15 protein-coding genes and 1 other RNA gene are annotated in these 13,404 nt (G+C 39.5%); 9 read left to right on the plus strand and 7 right to left on the minus strand.

Annotation, left to right across the window (positions count from 1 at the left end):
• Nucleotides 1–91 precede the first annotated feature (91 nt).
• From dnaN to F3G91_RS06845, 4 genes are read left to right on the plus strand one after another with little or no spacing between them, the layout of a single operon-like run.
• The gene (gene dnaN, locus F3G91_RS06830; RefSeq protein WP_021088742.1) at nt 92–1,159 is read left to right on the plus strand and encodes a DNA polymerase III subunit beta; all 1,068 of its coding nucleotides are present in this window, start codon (nt 92–94) and stop codon (nt 1,157–1,159) included.
• 17 nt (nt 1,160–1,176) lie between these two features.
• On the plus strand, nt 1,177–3,486 hold the full coding sequence (gyrB, locus tag F3G91_RS06835; RefSeq protein WP_149701088.1) for a DNA topoisomerase (ATP-hydrolyzing) subunit B: 2,310 nt from the start codon (nt 1,177–1,179) through the stop codon (nt 3,484–3,486).
• A gap of 17 nt (nt 3,487–3,503) precedes the next feature.
• A complete protein-coding gene (queF, locus tag F3G91_RS06840) occupies nt 3,504–4,121 on the plus strand; it encodes a preQ(1) synthase (protein ID WP_223227838.1) in 618 nt (205 codons plus the stop codon).
• Nucleotides 4,121–5,356: an HD domain-containing protein gene (locus F3G91_RS06845; RefSeq protein ID WP_103607235.1), complete on the plus strand. Its 1,236-nt coding sequence runs from the start codon at nt 4,121–4,123 to the stop codon at nt 5,354–5,356. Before queF ends, F3G91_RS06845 begins: the two co-directional genes overlap by 1 nt.
• On the opposite strand, the gene ffs is transcribed toward F3G91_RS06845, so the two are convergent.
• Nucleotides 5,343–5,440, minus strand: an RNA gene (ffs, locus tag F3G91_RS06850) — signal recognition particle sRNA small type. The genes F3G91_RS06845 and ffs overlap by 14 nt on opposite strands.
• A 113-nt stretch (nt 5,441–5,553) precedes the next feature.
• On the opposite strand from ffs, the gene F3G91_RS06855 reads away from it, so the two are divergent.
• Both F3G91_RS06855 and F3G91_RS06860 read left to right on the plus strand, forming a co-directional pair.
• Entirely contained in the window at nt 5,554–5,988 is a 435-nt protein-coding gene (locus F3G91_RS06855) for a hypothetical protein (RefSeq protein WP_107936077.1), read from the plus strand.
• Between the two features lie 219 nt (nt 5,989–6,207).
• Nucleotides 6,208–6,378: a bifunctional hydroxymethylpyrimidine kinase/phosphomethylpyrimidine kinase gene (locus F3G91_RS06860; protein ID WP_223227839.1), complete on the plus strand. Its 171-nt coding sequence runs from the start codon at nt 6,208–6,210 to the stop codon at nt 6,376–6,378.
• A gap of 2 nt (nt 6,379–6,380) precedes the next feature.
• On the opposite strand, the gene F3G91_RS06865 is transcribed toward F3G91_RS06860, so the two are convergent.
• Genes F3G91_RS06865 through purM form a run of 3 tightly spaced genes read right to left on the minus strand, consistent with a single transcriptional unit; the run spans nt 6,381 to nt 8,075 of the window.
• A complete protein-coding gene (locus F3G91_RS06865) occupies nt 6,381–6,800 on the minus strand; it encodes an RDD family protein (RefSeq protein ID WP_149701090.1) in 420 nt (139 codons plus the stop codon).
• A 1-nt stretch (nt 6,801) separates the two neighbouring features.
• Nucleotides 6,802–7,092 carry a hypothetical protein gene (locus F3G91_RS06870; protein ID WP_149701091.1) on the minus strand — a complete coding sequence of 97 codons (291 nt, stop codon included), beginning with the start codon at nt 7,090–7,092 and terminating at the stop codon, nt 6,802–6,804.
• Nucleotides 7,092–8,075, minus strand: a complete 984-nt coding sequence (gene purM, locus F3G91_RS06875; RefSeq protein ID WP_149701092.1) for a phosphoribosylformylglycinamidine cyclo-ligase — start codon at nt 8,073–8,075, stop codon at nt 7,092–7,094. The genes F3G91_RS06870 and purM overlap by 1 nt, the downstream gene beginning before the upstream one ends.
• A 79-nt stretch (nt 8,076–8,154) precedes the next feature.
• On the opposite strand from purM, the gene coaE reads away from it, so the two are divergent.
• Nucleotides 8,155–8,757 (plus strand): dephospho-CoA kinase, encoded by a 603-nt coding sequence (gene coaE, locus F3G91_RS06880; protein ID WP_149701093.1) that lies wholly within the window; start codon nt 8,155–8,157, stop codon nt 8,755–8,757.
• Here the strand turns inward: coaE and F3G91_RS06885 are convergent.
• Nucleotides 8,747–9,367 carry a DNA alkylation repair protein gene (locus tag F3G91_RS06885; RefSeq protein WP_149701094.1) on the minus strand — a complete coding sequence of 207 codons (621 nt, stop codon included), beginning with the start codon at nt 9,365–9,367 and terminating at the stop codon, nt 8,747–8,749. The two genes, coaE and F3G91_RS06885, sit on opposite strands and share 11 nt — an antisense overlap.
• A gap of 75 nt (nt 9,368–9,442) precedes the next feature.
• Between F3G91_RS06885 and dapF the strand changes: the two genes are divergently transcribed.
• The gene (dapF, locus tag F3G91_RS06890; RefSeq protein WP_149701095.1) at nt 9,443–10,186 is read left to right on the plus strand and encodes a diaminopimelate epimerase; all 744 of its coding nucleotides are present in this window, start codon (nt 9,443–9,445) and stop codon (nt 10,184–10,186) included.
• A gap of 426 nt (nt 10,187–10,612) precedes the next feature.
• Here dapF and rplT read toward each other — a convergent pair whose 3' ends face one another.
• Together rplT and rpmI are read right to left on the minus strand one after the other, a co-directional pair.
• Nucleotides 10,613–10,969: a 50S ribosomal protein L20 gene (rplT, locus tag F3G91_RS06895; RefSeq protein WP_004317321.1), complete on the minus strand. Its 357-nt coding sequence runs from the start codon at nt 10,967–10,969 to the stop codon at nt 10,613–10,615.
• Nucleotides 10,970–11,069: 100 nt separating this feature from the next.
• Complete coding sequence (gene rpmI, locus F3G91_RS06900; RefSeq protein ID WP_087581277.1) at nt 11,070–11,261, minus strand: 50S ribosomal protein L35; 192 nt, start codon at nt 11,259–11,261, stop codon at nt 11,070–11,072.
• A 201-nt stretch (nt 11,262–11,462) separates the two neighbouring features.
• On the opposite strand from rpmI, the gene F3G91_RS06905 reads away from it, so the two are divergent.
• Nucleotides 11,463–12,959 carry a C69 family dipeptidase gene (locus F3G91_RS06905; RefSeq protein ID WP_103612119.1) on the plus strand — a complete coding sequence of 499 codons (1,497 nt, stop codon included), beginning with the start codon at nt 11,463–11,465 and terminating at the stop codon, nt 12,957–12,959.
• Nucleotides 12,960–13,404 lie beyond the last annotated feature (445 nt).

Raw genomic sequence — 13,404 nt, forward strand, 5'->3', positions numbered from 1 at the left:
ACGATGCTGGCGTGAGAAAAGATGGTTTTCACACTTTCACGCTACCAACTAATACAACAAAAAGAAAATTAAAAATAAGAGGGAGTATTTAATGAAGGTTTTAATAAACAAAAACATGCTTGAGAGCATAGTAACAAACACTAATCCATATCTCGAAAAAAGAGATCTTAGTGCTATCACTTCTCACATCTATATCTCTGCAAAAGATGGAGTTTTAAACATAAAAGCGACTGATCACGAGATAGGACTAGCATATAAACTAAGCAACGCAAAGATCGTTGATGAGGGCTATGCAACAGCAAATGGTAAAAAGCTACTTGACATCATCAAAAGCCTAAAAGATGAAGAGGTAACGCTTGAAACTGTTAATAACTATCTTTACATCAAACAAAAAAACTCAAAATACAAACTTCCAATGTATAAATTTGAAGATTTCCCAGAGTTTCCAACGATAGAAGGCAAGGCTAAATTTGACATAGACGCCATAATGTTAGGTAGAAGCTTAAAGAAAATTTTGCCATGCATCGATAGCAACAACCCTAAATTTGAGCTAAATGGCGCTTTGCTAGATATAAAACAAAACTATATAAATATAGTAGGCACCGATACAAAAAGGCTAGCTGTATTTAAATTTGCAAATGAAGCGAGCAATGAGTTTTCACTGATCATCCCTAAAAAAGCGATAAATGAAATTCAAAAGCTATTTTTCGACAAGATAGAAATTTACTATGATGAAAACGTCCTAATCGCTCAAAGCCAAAATTTTGAGTTTTTCACAAAGCTTATAAATGGCAAATTCCCTGACTATGAGCGCGTTATACCAAAAGATATCGCTATAAGATTTGAGCTAAGTAGAGATAAGATGGTTGAAGGCATCAAGACTATTTCGATGCTAAGCGATCAGATGAAGATAACTTTTTCAAAAGAGAGCATAACATTTGAGAGCATCATAGAGGACAACTCTGAAGCTAAAACGATGATAGAGTTTCAAACAGGACTTGAAGAAGATATCAGCATAAATGTAAAAAATAGAAATTTAATAGACTTCTTACAAAGCATAGAAGATGAGAAATTTGAGTTTGGATTTAAAGATAAAAATTTACCTTTCGTTGTTAGCTCAAAAGAGCTTCTAACGGTTATAAGTCCATTAAATATATAAGTTAAAAAAGGTTTATGATGGAAAATAATTACGGCGCAGAAAATATTAAGGTACTAAAAGGGCTTGAGGCGGTCAGGAAGCGCCCAGGCATGTATATAGGCGATACTAACATAAGCGGTCTTCACCACATGATCTACGAAGTCGTTGATAACTCTATCGACGAAGCAATGGCAGGATACTGCGATACGATAGACGTTGAGCTTACACGTGAGGGCTCAGCGATCATTAGCGATAATGGCCGTGGTATCCCAGTAGATATGCACCCGACTGAGAAAATTTCAGCTGCGACTGTTGTTCTAACTGTGCTTCACGCTGGTGGTAAATTTGACAAGGACACTTATAAGGTCTCTGGCGGTCTTCACGGCGTTGGTGTATCTGTTGTAAATGCCCTTTCTAAAAAGCTAATCGTAAATATCAAACGCGATGGTAAACTTCATAGACAAGAATTTGCAAAAGGTATCCCACAAAGCGATCTTGAAGTGATAAAAACTACAAACCGCACAGGTACGCAAGTTGAATTTTGGCCAGATGATAGCATATTTGAAGTGACTGAATTTGACGATGAAATTTTAGTAAAAAGATTTCGCGAGCTAGCCTATCTAAACCCAAAGATAACTATAAATTTTAAAGATCAAAGAAATGGCAGAAGCGAGAGCTTTCATTTTGAGGGCGGGTTAGAGAGCTTTGTAACTGATATGAACAAGGCAAATGCTGTTAGCAAAGCAGTCTCATTTAGCGGCGGCGAAGATGATGTTATGGTTGATTTTGCTCTGCTTTACAACGACACTTATAGTGAAAATTTACTAAGCTTTGTAAATAACATCAAAACTCCAGATGGTGGTACGCATGAGGCTGGCTTTAGAGCGGGTCTTACAAGAGTTATCACAAACTACGTTCAAGCAAATGCTGCTGCACGTGAAAAAGATACAAAGATAACTGGCGAAGATATCCGTGAGGGACTTATCGCAGTTGTGAGCGTAAAGGTGCCAGAGCCGCAGTTTGAGGGACAAACAAAGGGCAAACTAGGCTCAAGTTACGTAAAACCTATCGTTCAAAAGATGGTTTTTGACGTGCTTACAAAGTATTTTGAAGAAAATCCTATAGAAGCAAGAGCGATAATGGATAAAGCTCTAATGGCAGCTCGTGGTCGCGAGGCCGCTAAAAAAGCTAGGGATCTAACTCGCAAAAAAGAGAGCATGAGTATAGGCACACTCCCTGGCAAACTAGCTGATTGTCAGAGTAAAGACCCAGTAATTAGCGAGCTATACCTAGTGGAGGGCGACTCTGCGGGCGGTTCTGCAAAGCAGGGACGTGATAGAGTTTTTCAAGCGATATTGCCACTTAAGGGTAAAATTCTAAACGTTGAAAAGGCAAGACTGGATAAAATTTTAAAATCTGATGAGATAAAAAATATGATAACAGCGCTAGGTTGTGGCATCGGAGATGAATTTGACGCTGAAAAGCTTAGATATCATAAGATCATCATCATGACCGACGCCGACGTCGATGGTAGCCACATCCAGACACTGCTTTTAACATTCTTTTTTAGATTTTTAAATAAAGTTGTAGAAAACGGCCACATCTATCTAGCTCAGCCGCCACTTTACCGCTATAAAAAAGGTAAGAAAGAAATTTATCTAAAAGATGAAAAGGCACTAAACGAATTTCTTATCGAAACTGGCATTGAGGGCGTTGATATAGAGGGCATTGGCAGTGCGGATTTGATCGACTTTTTAAAGATCGTTGCAGCTTATAGAAGCGTCTTAAAAGAGCTTGAAAAACGCTTTAACGTCCTTTCGGCGATCCGCTATATGATAGAAAATCCAGACATTGTCTCAAAAAGCTACAATGAAATTTTTGAAATTTTAAGAGACTTCTTAAAAGCTGAGGGTCATAACATCCTAAACCACTACGTTAGCGATGATGAGGTTAGAATTTATGTCCAAACTGAAAGCGGTCTAGAAGAGCTTGTGGTAAATGAAAATTTATTTACAAATCCACTCTATGAAGAGGCGCTTTACATCAGCCAAAAGATAAAAGAGCGTGGTCTAGACTTGCATAGTGACGTTATAGACGTGCTTGATGAAGTAGAGAAAAATGCGAAAAAAGGTGCATATATCCAGCGCTACAAAGGTCTTGGTGAGATGAACCCTGAGCAGCTTTGGGAGACTACGATGAACCCTGAGAACAGAAGACTTTTAAAGATCGATATAAACGACGCTATAAGCGCTTCTGATACGTTTAATCTCTTTATGGGCGATGAGGTCGAGCCAAGACGAAACTACATCCAAGATCACGCAAAAGACGTTAAACACTTGGATATTTAAAAGAAAAAGGATAAAAAATGAGCGAAGAGATGAAGTATGGCGAGAAAATTTTAAAAGAATTTGACGTAGAGAGTGACCTTGAGGTCTGGGAAAATAAGCAAACAAGGGACTATGTCATAAAGATCACTCTGCCTGAGTTTTGCTGCCTTTGCCCTCGCTCTGGTTATCCTGACTTTGCGACCATATACCTTGAATACATCCCAAATAAGCTAGTTGTCGAGCTAAAAGCGATAAAGCTTTATATAAATAGCTTTATGAACCGCAACATCAGCCACGAAGATAGTATAAATGAAATTTACTCTGTTTTAGAAAAAAAGCTTGAGCCTAAATTTATGAAGATAGTTGGTGACTTTAACCCACGTGGAAATGTCCACACAGTTATCGAGATCAGCTCTGATCTAGTAGTGAAAAAGCCAGTTGAGGAGAAAAAATTTACTCCAAGAAGTAGGGAGAGAAGCTTTAGCGACAAGCCACGTGAGAGACGTAGCTCAAGCGACCGCGCTAGTAGCAGAGGCAGCAGAGATGATAAATTTAAAAAAGATGACAAGCCAAGAAGAAGCTCAAACAAAGAGGGCTTTAGAAAGATAAGCTACGCCGATGATAAGAAGCCAAAAGTAGTCAAAAAGGATAAATAATGATAAGTGCTAAGCTTATAGAACATATCTTTAAAGCAGCATCTATATCACGTTGGAATGACTATCCAAAGATGACAAATTTAGTCGAGCTTGACAAGCAGGCTCATAAATTTATCATCGCTTATTTCATAGCAAAACAAGAGCAAAATGCCGACATGAACTACATCATCGAGGCTGGAATTTTTGAGTTTTTAAGCAGGGTCGTAGTCACAGACATACGCCCTGACGTCTTTCACCACATCCAAAAGACAAAAAAAGATCAGATAAATAGCTGGGTTTTAAGCAACCTTGAGACGCTCATCTCAGATATCGAGGGCGGCGAGTTTTTGGAGAGGTTTAAAAACCACTATAAAAACGACAAAACTCACGAAAAAGAGCGCCTTATACTAAAAGCAGCCAGCTATCTTGCCACGAGGTGGGAATTTTCTATCGTCTATCAAACGAGCCAGTTTTTAAGCGATATCGACGAGCTTAAGGCGAAGGTCGAGGAGGAGATGGAGGATTATTATGAGTTAATTGGCGTTAGAAAGATCGCTATGAATCAAAAATTAGCCCGCCTTGTTGATCTAAGTGGCAGGTTAAGGTTTCAAAAGCGCTGGGCACAAACGCCTCGCATCCCTGAAACTGCGGTCTTAGGACACATGCTAGTTGTTGCGATACTTAGCTATTTTTACTCACTCAAAGCAAAAGCTTGCAAAAAACGGCTAGAAAATAACTTCTTTTGCGCACTATTTCACGACTTGCCAGAGAGCCTCACAAGGGATATCATAAGCCCTGTAAAATACGGCGTAAAGGGGTTAAATGAGATCATCAGCGAGTATGAGATGAGGCTTATTGATGAGAGGATTTTGCCATTTGTGCCTGAAAAGATCAAAGATGAATTTAGCTACATCCTTGGTATCAGAAAAGATGGCGAGAAATTTATCAAAGATGAGTTTGAAAATAGGACTTATGAACGCAAGATCATCTGCCACGAAGGGACTATGGAGAACGTAAATGAGGATAAATTTAACCCGATCGATGGCAAAGCGCTAAAATACTGCGACAAGCTCTCAGCCTACATCGAAGCTGGAATTTCTATAAGCTACGGCGTCAAGTCAAAAGAGCTAACCGATGGTTTTAATAATATGTATAAATTTTTTAGCGAAAAACCTAAGATCGATGGAGTGGATTTTTTAGAAATTTGCGATGATTTTAATGAGCATTTTGGTTTAGAAAGACCCCCTCTCAGATGACTGCGGCACACACTTAATACAAGTGCTCTGCTGTGTTCCCACCCTGAAGCGGTGCTCATAAAAAGCATTGCACAGGTCTAAGAAGGAGCTTCGCAATCATACAAAAACTATACTTAAATTTAGTTTTATAGTTACATTTTTAAAAATTTAGCTTTAAGAGTATATAATCTCACATAAATTTCACCAAAAGTAGGGCAATGCCAGGAAAGATCAAACTTCGTTTTTTATCGGCCTTTAGAGATTTTTTTATCTATCACCACAAGTCTTTAGAGTTTCGTGCCAAAATTTTTGCTGCGATTATCTCGGCTAAATTTGACCCAGACGAGGATGATTTTGACGTTTTAAACGACATCGTAAGTGAAATTTATGAAAACGATCAGACTAGAAAAGACTTCTTAATCCAAACCGTTAGAGAGTACGTGGCAAGGGTCAAAAGAAGCGACAGGATCACGCTTGACACGCTTCTTTTAAGCATAGATAAAGATATGAAAGATCACAAAAGATATGCTAAAAAGATAGACTTTTCGCACCTTCGTCGTTTGATGAGTGGCTGCGAGGAGGAAATTTTAGTGCAACAAAGGGTCTATGAATTTTTGATAAACGAGGTCAAACTCTACTCGCAAAGTGCTTAAATTTCACTCAAATTTAATCAAAAATTTTTCGTGGCTTGTAGCTAAATTTTCTCGTTTTTTACCTTGATTTTCTCTATTTATCTCGCTAGCTTAGGCGATTTATGACCAAAATTCGAAATAACACTTCATCAGCTAAATTTACATTGATAAATGTGCATTATTTTGTGATAAAGCTGTTGCCAAGATAAAAAATTAAGCGTATAGATTAGCCAGCTTGTGATGAGTGGGACTGGTTGCACTTTCTCAACGGCGCTTGCTTGTTACCTTGCAAAGGGTAAGAGCCTAGAGGAGGCCATAGGGCTTTCAAAAGAGTATATCTGCTCCATTATAAAAGAGAGTATTGACACAAATCTAGGCAAAAACCGCCTTCTTTGGCACGGAGCGAAGTAAATTTAAGCTGCTTTTTGCACGGCGGCTGAGTGAGTGATGATATCGTGTAAATTTAGCTTGTCTTTTCTAAAAAAACAAAGGCAAAGTCCGATGACACTAAAGCCAGCAAATGCAAAGCAAATTTGACGCAAGATCGCGTGAAGAAGGCTTAACTTTTTACCGGTTTGTAAATTTATGAGATAAATTTCTTGCGCTTTGTAGCCTGGAGTTTGCGCCTTTATGCTAAAAAATAGACACATTATAAATGAGATGAGGCTATTTACGCCAAAGATCGCAAGCTGGTTGTGCAAAAACGCCTCTTTGCCGTCAAGCAAAAGATAGGTCGTGGCGTAAAATATCGGCATGCCGATGATAAAAAGATCGATGATAGAGGCCTTTACTCTAGCCCAGATCGGTGCGATTTTTGCCTTTTGCTTTGCCAAGTTATTTTCCTGTATTTATGTAGATACGGCTAAATTTCTCCCAATCATATAGGTAGATAAGGCAGTCGATCACCTCGCAGCTCTCATCGTAAAGATCACCGTCCTCGCCGTTGTCTTGCATGATAGGCAGCACGCCTGATCCTCTCGAGACCTCACACCAATAATCATAAAAATCAAGCTTTTTGATATCGCTCTCTAGCACGCCAAACATGCCTAAAAACTGATAGATGCTAAGGTCAAAAAAACTCTTATTTTCAGTTTTTTGCAGGCGTTTTACACTATTTGTGTGCATCAAACTAGCTCAACGCCCTTGCCGCTTACCACTTCGCCGATCACGTATCCATCGCTATTTGCTAGCACAGCATCTACGTTTTCTTTAGGCACAACAAGGATCATGCCAACGCCCATGTTAAATGTCCTCATCATCTCGCTTTCTTCTACTTTTTGCGCGAGGATTTTAAAAATTTCAGGCGTTTTTATAGCGCTTTTTTGCACCTTCGCACCAAGTCCAGCAGGAAAGACGCGAGGCAAGTTTTCAACTATGCCACCACCCGTTATATGCGCCATTGCGGTGATCTTATCTTTTAAGTTTAAAAAGTTGCTCACGTAAATTCTAGTTGGCTCAAGAAGCACGTCGATGAGTGCTCTATCGCCCACTTTTTCATCAAATTTTAGCCCAAGCTCGCTTACTACTTTTCTTGCAAGAGAGAAGCCATTTGAGTGCAGGCCGCTACTTGGAAGTGCGATTAAAACATCGCCAGATTTTACAAATTTGCTCCTGTCGATCTCGTCAGCCTCAGCTATACCCACGGCAAATCCAGCAAGGTCAAAGTCACCCTTTTCATACATCGACGGCATCTCGGCTGTCTCACCGCCTATCAGCGCGCACTGCGCCTTTTTGCAGCCATTTGCGATGCTTTTTACTACCTCTTTGGCACTCTCTATCTCAAGCTTTGCAGTAGCGTAATAGTCGAGGAAAAAGAGTGGTGTGGCGAAGTTGCAGATGAGGTCATTTACGCACATAGCGACTAGATCCTCGCCCACGCCCTCAAATTTCTTAGCGTCGATAGCTAGGCGAAGTTTCGTGCCAACGCCGTCGGTCGCGCCTAAAATGGCTGGATTTTTATATCCGCTTGGCAGTCTGACCGCACCTGAAAATGATCCGATGCCGCCTATGACGTTTGGTGTTTGCGTAGATTTTACGAAAGGCTTGATCGCCTCAACAAAGCTATTTCCAGCATCTATATCGACTCCGGCATCTTTATAACTTATCATTTTCACCCTTTTGGTTATTTTTTAAAACTTTAGCCAAAAGTTGCTAAAATTGTTATCAATTTTCAAAAATGGAGCGACTTTGCAGAAATTTCCAAACGCCTACGTCATCACAGGCTCGATCGCTAGTGGTAAAAGCACGGTTGTAAATTTACTAAAAGAGCGAGGTTTTAGCGTGATAGATGCGGACCTCATCGCTCACGAACAGCTTGAAATTTGTAAATGCGAGATAATAGAAGCTTTTGGCGAGCAAATTTTAGATGAGACTGGCAAAATAGAGCGCAAAAAACTGGGCGCCATCGTCTTTAACGAGCCAAAAAAGCTTAAAAATTTAGAGCAAATTTTACATCCAAAGATAAAAGCTGAAATTTTATCAAATGCCTTGCAGCTTGAGCGCTTGGGGCAGGTTTATTTTGTCGATATCCCTTTGTTTTTTGAAAAAAAGCAGCGTTACGCTGAGTTTAAAAATGTAGCCGTGATCTACGCGCCAAAAGAGCTTTTGCTAAGCCGTCTAATGAGCCGAAATGGGCTAAGCTTAAATGAGGCAAAAACTAGAGTAGAGCTTCAGATGGACATCGAGCAAAAGCGAAAAATGGCAAAATTTGTTATAGATAATAGCAGCGACATGGAGCATTTAAAGCTTGAGCTAGAGAAATTTCTAAAGCAAATTTGCGCTATTTCTTAATAAATTTACTAGCAAATTTATATGTTTGCAAAACCTCTTTACTATTCAAATCCCAGCTATCAAGCTCGGCTTTTACTAAATTTGGAAATTTCTTGCTTATATCTTTTAAAGCGTTGCCAACTGACTTTCTAAGATACTCGCTCGAACTATCTTTTAGGCTGGCTAGGCGCCTAATGGCCTCATCTGGGTTATCTTTAAAATAGGGCCTATTTGTCCATATCCTAAGCCCCTCTGTTACGGCTCTTTTTGCATTTGCATTGCCATTTTTTAGCCACTCATCGATAACAAAAAGTGCCTGCTCGTAGTCAACTTTTTTACAAAACTCATCAAACGCCTTTGCCAGCACCTCTTGAACCCTCCAGTTTTCATCTTTTGAGACTTCATCTCTCATAAACGTCAAAATTTCTTCGCGATCTGATAGGTGTCCAAAGAGAAAAACCGCATACATCCGCACTTGATAGAGCTTCGAGCCGTATGCTAGGAGTGCAAGCTCTTTGCAGCGCTCTGCTCCCTTTGCTTTATAGTCAGTCAAAGCCCTTCTTTCTTGCTCTTTAAAGCCATTTTCTATCAAAGAAAACTCTTTTTCTAAATTTAAGATGTAGCTCTTCAAAGTAGCTCCTTTAAAATCACTAATAACTCTTATCTAAATTTTAGTAAAATCACGAAAAAAATAGAAGGACGGATCGTGCAAGTCTCAAAATATAACGCCAGCGGCAATGATTTTGTCATATTTCACACATTTTTGAGCAAAGATAGGAGTGAGCTTGCAAGGCAAATTTGTAGCCGAACAAACGGCGTGGGAGCTGACGGGCTCATCGTGCTTTTGCCTTACGAAAAGGGCGTGAAATGGGAGTTTTACAACAGCGACGGAAGCTACGCTGCGATGTGTGGCAACGGCTCGCGTGCGGCTGCTAGATATGCCTATCTAAACGGCCTTGTTAGTTCAAGCGAATTTGCTCTGCTAACTGGTAGCGGCGAGGTGATGGCAAGCGTGAAAGGTGAGTGCGTCGAGGTCGTGCTAACAAGTCCAAAAATTTTAAGCGAGCCACTAAATGAAAACGGCAAAACTTGGTACTTTTACGACACTGGCGTGCCGCATCTTGTAAATTTCACTCAAGATTTAGATGAATTTGACGTCAAAGAGTGCAGGGCGCTTCGTCAAAAGTACAATGCAAATGTAAATTTAGCCAAATTTGATGGCGGAGTTTTAAAGGTAAGAACCTACGAAAGGGGCGTGGAGGACGAGACACTAGCTTGTGGCACTGGTATGGCGGCTTGCTTTTACGGAGCTACTTTAAATTTAAACGCGCCGCAATGCCTAAAAGTCTATCCAAAAAGCGGCGAGGAGCTTGGACTTAGGTTAGAAAATGGCAAAATCTTATTTAGCGGAGCGGTGAAACACTGCTTTGATACGAGTATCGAAATTTAGCTTTTAGAGTGAGTTTTACGCTTGTTTTGGGTTAGTCAGAGCAAGCAAATTTTCAAATTTATATCACTAAATTTGCACTCAACAGCTGAACTAAATTTATAGCGGTACTGATTTAAAATTTAAATACAAACCATTTAATAGTTTAGCTACTTAAATATCTCAAGAATTAATTTATATGAAATTTAGTGGGGTGTAAAAATCTCCGCCGAAATTTTATTTACTGGAGCTTTTAAACACTGCTTTGATACGAGTATCGAAATTTAGTTATTTTGGCTACTGGTAGTTAAATTTGGCTAGTAGTTTGTAAAAGTCGCAGGCTAAATTTCATATCAAATTTTGTGTAAAACAAAGAGTTTTTTAGAGTTTTTGTTATTAAATTTTAAAGTGTATAAAAAAGAAGATCTCCGCCGAAGCGGAGAAAAGGTGTTATTTCAAAGCATCTTTTGCTTGTTTTGCAAGTGCCGCAAATGCCTTCGCGTCATTCATAGCTAGATCAGCTAAAATTTTTCTATCAAGTTCTATCTTAGCTTTGTTTAAGCCGTTGATAAATCTTGAATAGCTAATGTCGTTTAGTCTGCAAGCTGCGTTGATACGAACGATCCATAAACGTCTGAAATCACGTTTTTTCTGGCGTCTGTCGCGATATGCATAAACTAAACTTCTCTCTAGTTGCTCTTTAGCTTTTCTAAAGTGTTTATGTCTAGCACTGAAAAAGCCACGTGCTAGCTTTAAAACTTTCTTATGGCGTCTTCTTCTAACTACGCCTGTTTTTACTCTTGCCATATTTATCCTTTTACAAATTGGCGCTCACAAAGTGAGTCTTGCCCCTAAATTTGGGGGAGTTTGAATGACTTTTTTGTCAAAAACTTAAATCTACGCTGCTTTATACGCCGAGCATTTTGCGAACGGCTGGGACATTTGTGCTGTCCACGTAGTGTGGGCCACGAAGGTCTCTCATACGCTTAGTAGGTTTTTTTGTTAAGATGTGGCTTCTAAAAGCAGAGCCTCTTTTTATCTTATTTTTACCTACTTTAAAGCGCTTAGCAGCACCGCGAACGGTTTTCATCTTTGGCATGCTAATCCTTTTTGAAATTTTATACGCAAGTGCGTAAGATTTGGATTATAGCGAAAAATCCTTTAGAAAATTTAAATTTCACTTAGACAAAATTTGCAATAAATTTACATTTAACTTAAAAAAATTTTAAAATTTATAATTAAATTATTAAATTTGGCATATAATCACATATAAGAAATTTATTTTACTAAAGGAGTAAAGATGAAAGGGAAAATTCTCGCATCAATCGTCGCTATGAGTGCGATTTTAGGCACAAGTAGCTTGGCATGCACTACCATTTTAGTAGGAGATAAAGCCTCAAACGACGGCTCTATGCTAGTGGCTAGAAGCGCTGATAGCAAGGCTATAAAGGCACAAGTCTTTTTGATACATCCAGCTACGAAAAATCAAACTGGCATGCACAGCTCAAAGGCACATGACGGCGCAAATGACTTTACATATCCGCTCCCAAAAGATGGCATGAGATACACAACTATCGCAAACTCACACACAAAACTTCACGGTGCAGTCGGCTACAACGAGGCTGGCGTAGGACTTAGTGGCACTGAGACCATCTATGCAAAAGATGAGCTTTTAAAAGTTGATCCATACAACGAAGAGACTGGCATCACAGAAGATGACATCCCAGACGTGCTTTTGCCGCGCATCAAAAGCGCAAAAGAGGGCGTTAAGCTTCTTGGCGAGATAGTTGAGACAAAAGGCGCTGGCGAGGGCTTTGGTGTGGTATTTGTCGATGCAAACGAGCTTTGGTACTTTGAAACTGGCACAGGCCATAAATGGATCGCTTCAAAGATCCCACAAGATGAGTACTTCGTTACTGCAAACCAAGGCAGACTTCACGCTTATAAAGAGAATGATCCAAATTTCATGGGAGCAAAAGATGTCATCAAATTTGCGATCGATAATAAGACTTATGACCCTGCAAAAGACGGCGAATTTAACTTTACAAAGGCCTATACAAGGGATGATGAGAGAGATGTGACTTATAACTACCCACGTGTTTGCTGGGTTCAAAGTATGTTTAACCCAAGCCTAAAACAAGACTTCGCCGATGGTCAAAAATTCCCAGTATTTTTAAAACCAGAGAAAAAACTAAGTGTTGAGGATCTAAAAGCTGCGATGAGAGCCCACTACGACAGCACACCGTTTGATAACTATGCTAGCAAAGATGAAGATAAGAAAAACATCTACCGCGCTATAAGCGTCTTTAGAACGTATGAGTCTCACGTCATGCAGGTGCGCCCATGGCTACCAAAAGAGATCGGCCGTGTGACCTACGTCGCTCTTGGTATGGCTGATCTTAGCGTTTATTTGCCGTATTACGAGGGGCTTGATGGCTTTATAAAAGGCTACTCTGATGGCTCATACGACGCTGATGATACTTCGATTTACTGGGTTTATAGAAAGCTTCAAACCCTTGTGATGACTGATTATGAGAAGTATTCGCCAGTGGTAAAAGAGGCCTACGCTAAATTTGAAAAAGAGTTGGCGGTAAAACAGGCTAAATTTGAAGATGAGTACGTCAAACTTTACAAAAAAGATAAGAAAAAAGCAGACAAACTCTTAAATGAATTTAGCCAAAAGACTATGCAAGAGGCTAAAGATCTAACACAGGAGCTTACAAACAAAGTCTTTACTATGCTTACAGCTGATATGGATGCTAAGCTAAAATCTCTAAATAAAGGCAAAAAAGACTAAAAGTTTTGGGCGTGAAATTTAGTAGCGCCCAAATTTAAACAAAAATTTGGCAAAGAGCGTTTATAATGCGGCAAAAATTCACTACAAAGGAAAAACGCTGATGCCTTGTCCCATGCATAAAGCTCGTTAATCTCGGCAAAAAACATATCAGCGATTTTCAAAAAACACGCAAATTTTTAAATGATTTTACATTTTTTCACATTGAGATAAATCCATTTTTGCTAGCAGGTCCGCTGCATTGTAACTGCATCTTTAATAGCAAAGCTAAGCAATGCCTGAAATTTGGCAAGGACCTTTTTAGTAGGGTTTTTTATAAATTTTACTTTAGTTTAAGAAGAAGTGGTTGTCATCCACCGCAGGTGGTGTGATCCAGACTTGTTGTTTGAGCTGTGCTGGTGAGGGTTTGGTTTTTTTGGTGGCAGAAGGGGATTCTACTTACGAAGCG

The sequence above is a fragment of the Campylobacter concisus genome, assembly GCF_902460715.1.
In the GTDB taxonomy this organism is placed as follows: Bacteria; Campylobacterota; Campylobacteria; order Campylobacterales; family Campylobacteraceae; genus Campylobacter_A; species Campylobacter_A concisus_AK.